At 55.1% G+C, this 2,953-nt stretch carries 1 rRNA gene; it reads right to left on the reverse strand.

What is annotated here, in order from left to right:
- Positions 1 to 2,867: ribosomal RNA gene (locus KNO94_RS15055) — 23S ribosomal RNA — on the reverse strand; the annotation flags it as partial.
- Positions 2,868 to 2,953 lie beyond the last annotated feature (86 nt).

Genomic DNA, 2,953 nt, shown 5'->3' on the forward strand with positions numbered 1-2,953 from the left:
CCACGCTTCCACCCATGACCTATCTACCTCATCGTCTCTGAGGGGTCTTTCTTGATTGCTCAAAGGGAAATCTCATCTCGGAGGGGGCTTCATGCTTAGATGCTTTCAGCACTTATCCCGTCCGCACGTAGCTACCCAGCGATGCTCCTGGCGGAACAACTGGTACACCAGCGGTGCGTCCATCCCGGTCCTCTCGTACTAAGGACAGCTCTCCTCAAATTTCCTACGCCCACGACGGATAGGGACCGAACTGTCTCACGACGTTCTGAACCCAGCTCGCGTACCGCTTTAATGGGCGAACAGCCCAACCCTTGGGACCTACTCCAGCCCCAGGATGCGATGAGCCGACATCGAGGTGCCAAACCTCCCCGTCGATGTGGACTCTTGGGGGAGATCAGCCTGTTATCCCCAGGGTAGCTTTTATCCGTTGAGCGATGGCCCTTCCATGCGGAACCACCGGATCACTAAGCCCGACTTTCGTCCCTGCTCGACTTGTAGGTCTCGCAGTCAAGCTCCCTTCTGCCTTTGCACTCTTCGAATGATTTCCAACCATTCTGAGGGAACCTTTGGGCGCCTCCGTTACTGTTTAGGAGGCGACCGCCCCAGTCAAACTACCCGCCTGACACGGTCCTCCAGCCGGATCACGGCTGCGAGTTAGAGACTCTATACGCAAAGGGTGGTATCCCAAGGGTGTCTCCACCGAAGCTGGCGCTCCGGCTTCACAAACTCCCACCTATCCTGTACATCGCGTACAAAGCCTCAATATCAGGCTGTAGTAAAGCTCCATGGGGTCTTTCCGTCCTGTCGCGGGTAACCTGCATCTTCACAGGTACTATGATTTCACCGGGTCTCTCGTTGAGACAGTGCCCAAATCGTTACGCCTTTCGTGCGGGTCGGAACTTACCCGACAAGGAATTTCGCTACCTTAGGACCGTTATAGTTACGGCCGCCGTTTACTGGGGCTTCGGTTCAGTGCTTCTCTTGCGATGACACATCCCCTTAACCTTCCAGCACCGGGCAGGCGTCAGCCCCTATACTTCATCTTGCGATTTAGCAGAGACCTGTGTTTTTGCTAAACAGTCGTTTGGGCCTATTCACTGCGGCTTATGTTGCCATAAGCGTCCCTTCTCCCGAAGTTACGGGACCATTTTGCCGAGTTCCTTAACGAGAGTTATCCCGCGCGTCTTAGAATTCTCATCTCGCCTACCTGTGTCGGTTTGCGGTACTGGCGCCGACCTCCTCACTAGAGGCTTTTCTTGGCAGCGTGAAATCCGGTGCTTCGCCCTACGGGCTCCACGTCACAGCTCAACCTTGGTGCCGGGCGGATTTGCCAACCCGACGGCCTCGCTGCTTGTCCGTGCACTTCCAGTCGCACGGTCACCTTATCCTTCTGCGTCCCCCCATCGTTCAAACGGTGGTACGGCGGTACAGGAATATCGACCTGTTGTCCATCGCCTACGCCTTTCGGCCTCGGCTTAGGTCCAGACTAACCCTGAGCGGACGAGCCTTCCTCAGGAAACCTTAGGCTTTCGACGGAGGGGATTCTCACCCCTCTTTTCGCTACTCACACCGGCATTCTCACTTCCAAGCGCTCCACGGCTCCTCACGATACCGCTTCACTGCTGCTTGGAACGCTCTCCTACCATCCCTTACGGGATCCATAGCTTCGGTGGTATGTTTAGCCCCGTTACATTTTCGGCGCGGCGCCACTCGACTAGTGAGCTATTACGCACTCTTTGAATGGTGGCTGCTTCTAAGCCAACATCCTAGTTGTCTGTGCAGCGCCACATCCTTTTCCACTTAACATACACTTGGGGACCTTAGCTGATGGTCTGGGCTGTTTCCCTCTCGACTACGGATCTTATCACTCGCAGTCTGACTCCCGAGTACAAGTTGCTGGCATTCGGAGTTTGACTGAATTCGGTAACCCTGTGGGGGCCCCTAGTCCAATCAGTGCTCTACCTCCAGAACTCTTCACCTCGAGGCTAGCCCTAAAGCTATTTCGGAGAGAACCAGCTATCTCCAGGTTCGATTGGCATTTCACCGCTACCCACACCTCATCCCCGCACTTTTCAACGTGCGTGGGTTCGGACCTCCAGTCAGTGTTACCTGACCTTCATCCTGGACATGGGTAGATCACCTGGTTTCGGGTCTACGACGACGGACTGATGCGCCCTGTTCAGACTCGCTTTCGCTGCGGCTCCGCCTCATCGGCTTAACCTCGCCCGCCATCGTAACTCGCCGGTTCATTCTACAAAAGGCACGCCATCACCCGTGAACGGGCTCTGACTACTTGTAGGCATACGGTTTCAGGATCTCTTTCACTCCCCTTCCGGGGTGCTTTTCACCTTTCCCTCACGGTACTGGTTCACTATCGGTCACTAGGAAGTATTTAGCCTTGGGAGATGGTCCTCCCGGATTCCGACGGGGTTTCACGTGTCCCGCCGTACTCAGGATCCACTCTGGAGGGGATGGGGTTTCGGCTACAGGGCCGTCACCTTCTCTGGCCGACCTTTCCAGGTCGTTCACCTACCCTATCCCTTTGTAACTCCGTGTAGAGTGTCCTACAACCCCAGGAAGCATGCTTCCTGGTTTGGGCTGTTCCCGTTTCGCTCGCCGCTACTCAGGGAATCGAATTTTCTTTCTCTTCCTCCGGGTACTTAGATGTTTCAGTTCCCCGGGTATGCCTCACGCCACGCTATGTATTCACGTGGGTGTCCCGCCAGTCTCCCGGCGGTGGGTTCCCCCATTCGGAGATCTCTGGATCGATGTGTACTTACCACTCCCCAGAGCATTTCGCTGTTCGTCGCGTCCTTCATCGGCTCCTAGTGCCAAGGCATCCACCGTACGCCCTTTCTACCTTGATCTAGCGTCTAAGACACACGGTCCGTTACGGACCATATGTGAAATTGGTTTTTGATGTCTTGATGAATCTTCAGTTTTCAAGGAACAA

The organism is Exiguobacterium sp. s22, from assembly GCF_018617455.1.
GTDB lineage: Bacteria > Bacillota > Bacilli > Exiguobacteriales > Exiguobacteriaceae > Exiguobacterium.